Origin of the sequence: Collinsella sp. AM13-34, assembly GCF_003473055.1 — a bacterium.
Taxonomy (GTDB): Bacteria; Actinomycetota; Coriobacteriia; order Coriobacteriales; family Coriobacteriaceae; genus Collinsella.
On the sequence record NZ_QRLE01000042.1, the window covers coordinates 1 to 6026 of the forward strand.

At 58.4% G+C, this 6026-nt stretch carries 7 protein-coding genes; all 7 read left to right on the forward strand.

Translation table 11 applies throughout. The annotated features are described in order from the left end of the window. The first annotated feature begins 201 nt into the window (after positions 1-201). The 7 genes from DW151_RS10150 to DW151_RS10180 all read left to right on the forward strand — a co-directional run bounded on the left by DW151_RS10150 (position 202) and on the right by DW151_RS10180 (position 5979). A complete protein-coding gene (locus DW151_RS10150; protein ID WP_118205922.1) occupies positions 202-1422 on the forward strand; it encodes a peptidylprolyl isomerase in 1221 nt (406 codons plus the stop codon). Between the two features lie 54 nt (positions 1423-1476). Beyond that, entirely contained in the window at positions 1477-1920 is a 444-nt protein-coding gene (locus DW151_RS10155) for a GatB/YqeY domain-containing protein (protein ID WP_006235801.1), read from the forward strand. A 358-nt stretch (positions 1921-2278) separates the two neighbouring features. After that, positions 2279-3010 carry an amino acid ABC transporter ATP-binding protein gene (locus DW151_RS10160; RefSeq protein ID WP_055251548.1) on the forward strand — a complete coding sequence of 244 codons (732 nt, stop codon included), beginning with the start codon at positions 2279-2281 and terminating at the stop codon, positions 3008-3010. A gap of 8 nt (positions 3011-3018) precedes the next feature. Continuing rightward, positions 3019-3894 (forward strand): transporter substrate-binding domain-containing protein, encoded by an 876-nt coding sequence (locus DW151_RS10165; protein WP_118335716.1) that lies wholly within the window; start codon positions 3019-3021, stop codon positions 3892-3894. A 24-nt stretch (positions 3895-3918) separates the two neighbouring features. Then, positions 3919-4665, forward strand: coding sequence for an amino acid ABC transporter permease (locus DW151_RS10170; protein ID WP_118205924.1), 747 nt, complete (start codon positions 3919-3921; stop codon positions 4663-4665). 3 nt (positions 4666-4668) lie between these two features. After that, positions 4669-5307, forward strand: coding sequence for an amino acid ABC transporter permease (locus DW151_RS10175; RefSeq protein ID WP_006235796.1), 639 nt, complete (start codon positions 4669-4671; stop codon positions 5305-5307). Positions 5308-5355: 48 nt separating this feature from the next. Beyond that, a complete protein-coding gene (locus DW151_RS10180; RefSeq protein ID WP_118335718.1) occupies positions 5356-5979 on the forward strand; it encodes an AAA family ATPase in 624 nt (207 codons plus the stop codon). Positions 5980-6026 lie beyond the last annotated feature (47 nt).

Here is a 6026-nt window from a genome sequence, read left to right on the forward strand (position 1 = left end):
AAAAGGAACGTCCCCAAGTGCCAGGGTTGCCCCTTTGTCGCGGGGGCTGCGTTGTGACACAATGGCGTTTGTTCGATTCGTGATGCGAAAGGCCAACTATGGCAAAAGGAACGTCCCCAAGTGCCAGGGTTGCCCCTTTGTCGCGGGGGCTGCGTTGTGACACAATGGCGTTTGTTCGATTCGTGATGCGAAAGGCCAACTATGGCAAACAAGAAAAAGAACTCCGAGGCCGCACCGACGCCCGAGCAGCAGGCCCGCGCCGCGTCGAGCTCTCGTAAGAAGCAGCGCAAGACGTACGTGTCTAAGACCGTCAAGATCGTTCTGGTGGTCATCGGCGTGCTGGCGATGCTGCTTTCCGTCTCGGCCATGGCATGCTCCGGCCTTATGTCGCAGGCAGAGGATACCTCGGGCTACAAGCTTACCGGCGGTGTGGCTGCCACTATCAACGGCACCAACCTCACCGAGGACACCGTGACAAAGCAGATCATGAGCATGCGCACGTCTTACGGCTACACCAAGGACAAGGACTGGGCGCAGTATCTGGTCGACAACGACCTCACGCCCAAGAAGTACCGCAAGCAACTCATCGACTCCTACACGCAGCAGATTCTGCTCCAACAGGCACAGAAGGAGAACGGCGTGACGGTGTCGGACGAGGAGGTCGAGAAAGCCTGGAAGGACGCGTGCAAGAGCGCGGGCGGCGCCAAGACCTTTAAGAAGACCCTTAAGACCTACGGCTACACCGAGGACACCTATAAGAGCTCGCTCAAGGAGAGCCTGGCGCAGCAAAAGCTCAAAGATGCCGTGGCGCCCACCAGCAAGCCCAAGGACAGCGAGATCGTCGATTACATCAACGAGAACCTGTCGAAGTACAACGATGCCCGCCGCTCGTCGAACATCCTGATCAAGGTTGATTCCGATGCGTCCGATGAGGACAAGGCTGCCGCCAAGGCTAAGGCGCAGGAGTGCCTGAACAAGATCAACTCCGGCGAGCTGAGCTTTGAAGACGCCGTGAAGCAGTATTCCGACGACACCGGCTCCAAGGAGAAGAAGGGTGACGTGGGCTGGGACAAGCTCACCACCTTTGTCGACAGCTACCAGACGGCACTCGAGGGGCTCAACAAGGGCGATGTGAGCGACGTGGTCGAGTCGACGTACGGCTATCACATCATCAAGTGCACCGACTACTTCCATGTCGATAATCAGGTCGATGACATCAACCAGGTGCCCAAGGCCATCAAAAAGTACGTCTCCAACGTGGTGAAGACGCAGGCGGCCAGCACTGCGTATAGCGAGTGGCTAGAGCAGTACAAGAAGGATGCTGACATCACCGTCAATCCCATGCCCAAGGACGTACCCTATAACGTGAGCCTGAAGGGCGTCACCAAGAGTTCGACCGACGATTCGTCGACGACTGAGTAATCATGGGGCGGTGCTCGCGCGAGTGCCGCCCACGCTATTAGAGAGGATTTGCAGATGACCAACGAAGAGCTGCAGAAGGAAATGATCGCGGCCATGAAGGCCAAGGACAAGGTTCGCCTGTCCATCATTCGCCAGGTCAAGGCCGAGGTGAAGAATATCGAGGTTAACGAGCGCCGCGATGTGACCGAGGAAGACGTCAATAGCATGATCAAGCGTCTGATTAAGCAGACGAGCGAGACGCTGGAGATGTCCATCAAGGCCGGCACCGACCAGGAGCGTACCGACAACCTGACCGAGCAGGTCAAGATTCTGGAGAGCCTGCTGCCCGCGCAGGTTTCGGGCGAGGAGCTCGAGGCCCTGATCGAGCAGGTCATCGCCGAGCTGGGCGCCACGTCCAAGAAGCAGATGGGCCAGGTTATGGGCGCACTCGGCAAGGCCACCGGCGGCAACTTCGACAAGCCGGCCGCGGCAAAGATCGTCGGCGCCAAACTCGCGTAATTTGTTACGCGGTTTTACCAAACCGCGTAACGGCTCGACGCTGCAAACCCGTACACACGGCAATCTGACGTTCAATTTCAAGGGCGCGACCATAAGGTCTGCGCCCTTTCATTTCACGTCACCTTGCTCGCGTGTACGGGTTTTCGCTGACTTATGCTCAACAAGGGCGGTTGTATTATTTTCGGTGCTCATTGGGGACAGACTTAAATGAGTACCCACGGGGGGTACTCATTTAAGTCTGTCCCCAATGAGTGGGTGGAAGATTGCGGGTTCTTTACGGGAATGTAGTGTGGGCTGCGGAAACGTGGTTCTTTCCGTACAATAGTTCAACTCGTGTAAACGCAGGGAAGGGACATTCATGGCAGACATGATCGAGATCAAACATCTCAACAAGTACTTTGGCGACCTGCATGTGCTCAAAGATATCAACCTCACCGTCAAGCGCGGCGAGAAGCTCGTAATGATCGGGCCTTCCGGTTCGGGTAAGTCGACGCTCATCCGTTGCGTCGATTATCTGGAGGAGCCCACGTCGGGCGAGGTCATTATCGACGGTACGCCGCTCACCAAAAAGAACCACCTGGAGATGGCTCGCAAGTATAGTTCCATGGTGTTTCAGCAGTTCAACCTGTATCCCAACATGACGGTGCTCGGCAACCTGACGCTCGCGCCCATCAAGCTGCAAAAGAAGAGCAAGGAGGAGGCGACCGAGATCGCCATCGCCGCACTCAAGCGCGTCGGCATGGCGCATAAGGCCGGCGAGTATCCGCAGAATCTCTCGGGTGGTCAGCAGCAGCGCATCGCCATCGCCCGTGCCCTGTGTACCAAGCAGCCCATCATCCTGTTTGACGAGCCGACCTCGGCGCTCGACCCCGAGATGGTCCAGGAGGTTCTGGACGTTATGATTGAGCTTGCGCAGGAGGACATCACCATGATCTGCGTGACGCATGAGATGGGCTTTGCGCGCCAGGTGGCCGACCGCGTCATCTTTATGGAGGACGGCCGCATTCTGGAGGAGGGCACGCCCGAGCACTTCTTCGATAACCCCGAGAACCCGCGCTGCCGCGAGTTCCTGTCCAAGATTCTGCACTAGGCGCGGTGATGGACATGACGGATATGACGAGGGCGGCTGTATCGCGCCGTCACTTTTTGCAGCTGGCTGGCGCCGGCATGCTTGCGCTGACGGGGACCGCGCTCACCGGTTGCGGCAACTCCACCAGCGGCGAGGGTTCCGACAAGGGATCCAAGCTTGCGGCCATCAAGTCGCGCGGCCATCTGAATGCCGGCGTTAAGAAAGACGTTCCCGGCTACGGCTATTACGACACCGCCAAGGGTCGCTTTGAGGGCATGGAAGTCGATTTGTGCTACCAGATCGCCGCTGCCGTCTTTGGCGTGAGCTACAAAGAGGCCCGCGCCCAGGAGCTTGTCGAGTTTACCGACGTAACGCCCAAGACGCGCGGCCCGCTGATCGATAACGGCCAGCTCGACGTGGTCGCGGCGACCTACACCATCACCGACGAGCGCAAGAAGAGCTGGGATTTCTCGACGCCGTACCGCACCGACTACGTGGGACTCATGGTCAAGAAGCGTTCGGGCTTTACCTCGATTGAGGACCTGGACGGCAAAGTTATTGGCGTGAGCCAGGGTGCTACCACGCAGGGCCTGATCGAGCAGATGATCAAGGACAACGGCTTTAGCTGCAAGCCCGAGTTTAGGGCCTTTAGCGGCTACCCCATCATCAAGAGTTCGCTCGACGCCGGCAATATCGACGTCTTTGCCATGGACCGCTCCACGTTGGCCGGCTACATGAACGAGACCGTCGAGCTGCTGCAGCCCGAGATCAAGTTTGGCGAGCAGGGCTACGGCGTGGCGACCAAGAAGGGCTGCGACCTTTCGGCCGTGGTCGATCAGGTGATTTGCGATCGCCTGGCCGATGGCTGGCTCGACCAAGAGGTCAAGACCTGGGGTCTTGTATAGGCGCTCGGCGTAGGAAGGAATCAAATGCTCGAAGGATTGTTTGACGCCGACCGCTGGTCGACGACATTTCAAAACATGGGGCCCTTCTGGGAGGGCTTTGGCGTGACGCTGCAGGTGGTCGTTGCCGGTCTGCTGCTGTCGCTGGTGCTGGGCACGCTGCTGGGCGTGTTCTCTACCACCCGCTCGCGCGTGCTGCGCGCCATAAGCCGCGTGTACGTGGAGTTTTACCAGAACACTCCGCTGCCCGTGCAGGTGCTCTTTATGTACATGGCCGGCCCGCAGTTTTTGCAGGCCATAACCGGTGCCGACCAGCCGGTGCGCATTGCGCCGTTCGTGTTGGGCTTCTTGGGCGTGGGCCTGTATCACGCGGCCTATATCTCGGAGGTCATCCGCACCGGTATCGAGGCGGTTCCGCGCGGTCAGATGGAGGCGGCCCAGAGCCAGGGCTTCACCCGTGCGCAGGCATACTGGTACATCGTGCTGCCCCAGACGTTCAAGATCATTCTGCCGCCACTGTGTAACCAGGCGCTCAACCTGGTCAAAAATACGTCGGTGCTGGCGCTTGTGGCCGGCGGCGACCTTATGTACTGTTCCGACAACTTTGTGAGTCTGTACGGTTACCTGCAGGGGTACATCGTCTGCTGCCTTATGTACTTCATTATCTGCTTTCCGCTCGCCATGCTGGTGCAGTGGCTCGAGCGCCGCTCCAAGGAGCGTCCGCGCGGTGTGAGCCTGGCCGAGCTGGGGCTCGACAACGTAGAGGAGGCCTAGCGCATGGAAATCTTCAACGCGACCAACCTGCTCTACATTTGGGGCGGCTTTGTTAAGACCATAGAGATCTCGGCGCTGTCGATCTTTTTCTCGCTCATCTTTGGCACGGTGCTGGCGCTCGTTAAAAGCTATGCGCCCCGCCCATTCCGTATTCTGGTGAGCGCCTATATCGAGCTGTTCCGCTGCACGCCGAACCTGCTGTGGATCCTGTTTATCTACTTTACGGTGCAGGGTTTGGACATTGTGATTTCGACCATTGCCTTTACGCTGTTTACCAGCGCCGTTATGGCCGAGATTGTGCGCGGCGGTCTCAACTCGATTCCGCGCGGCCAGTTTGAGGCGGCGCAGAGCCAGGGCTTTGGCTTCTTTGCCACCATGCGCTACATCATTCTGCCGCAGACGTTTAAGACGATCATTCCGGCGCTGTTTAGCCAGTGCACGACCGTCATTAAGGACAGCTCGTATCTTTCGGGCATTAACGTGGCCGAGCTCATGTACACGGCAAACGTCGTGATGGCCCACGCGATCGATCTGTCGCAGGTGCTTATGCTCTACGGCCTGGTGTTTGCGATGTACTTTGTGCTCAACTTTGGTATCTCGTTGCTGGTTCGCGCATATCAGAGGCGAATGGTGGCAGCGTAGAACGTGGCAAAGGGACAGCCCCTTTGTCACATAGAGAAAGGAATCGCGATGAGCGATCTGGAGAACAAGAAGAATCCTGTGGTCATTACCATCGCGCGCGACTTTGGCGCCGAGGGCCACGAGATTGGTCGCATGCTTGCCGACGAGCTGGGGATTCCACTGTACGACAACGAGCTGCTGGTGCGCGCGTCGCTGCGCGCGGGCGAGTCGCTCGATAAGATGGCCGCCTATGACGAGCGTCTGGCCGTGGAGAACATGGCGTTTCTGCCCGACCGCTACGATGCCCGTTCGTACTCGGACAAGCTATTCCAGAAGATGAGCCAGGTGATTTTGGATCTGGGCGAGACCGAGAGCTGCATTATCGAAGGCCGTCTGTCCGATTACCTGCTGCGCAACAACCCCAATCACATTGCCGTGCTGGTGACCGCACCCTTTGAGGACCGCGTCGAGATCGTGCGCAAAAAGCGCGGCCTCAACAAAAAGAAGGGCGCCAAGCTGGTCAAGCAGCAGCAGAAGGCGCGCGAAGCGTTCTATAAGCGCTATAGCGCCGGAAAGTGGAAGATGACGAGCGGCAAGGACATCGTCGTCAACCGCGCCAAGCTGGGTCGCGAGGGCTGCAAAGACGTCATCGCGGCGGCCTACCGCTACAAGCTGGCGCAGCTCGAGGGCTAGCCGATCAAAACCACCACAAAGGGGACAGTGAACTGCGCCCCGAAACT

Excerpts from the sequence above, each read along its gene's own strand:
- DW151_RS10150 (WP_118205922.1), top strand. The coding sequence starts at position 202 with ATGGCAAACAAGAAAAAGAACTCCGAGGCCGCACCGACGCCCGAGCAG.
- DW151_RS10155 (WP_006235801.1), top strand. The coding sequence starts at position 1,477 with ATGACCAACGAAGAGCTGCAGAAGGAAATGATCGCGGCCATGAAGGCC.
- DW151_RS10160 (WP_055251548.1), top strand. The coding sequence starts at position 2,279 with ATGGCAGACATGATCGAGATCAAACATCTCAACAAGTACTTTGGCGAC.
- DW151_RS10165 (WP_118335716.1), top strand. The coding sequence starts at position 3,019 with ATGGACATGACGGATATGACGAGGGCGGCTGTATCGCGCCGTCACTTT.
- DW151_RS10170 (WP_118205924.1), top strand. The coding sequence starts at position 3,919 with ATGCTCGAAGGATTGTTTGACGCCGACCGCTGGTCGACGACATTTCAA.
- DW151_RS10175 (WP_006235796.1), top strand. The coding sequence starts at position 4,669 with ATGGAAATCTTCAACGCGACCAACCTGCTCTACATTTGGGGCGGCTTT.
- DW151_RS10180 (WP_118335718.1), top strand. The coding sequence starts at position 5,356 with ATGAGCGATCTGGAGAACAAGAAGAATCCTGTGGTCATTACCATCGCG.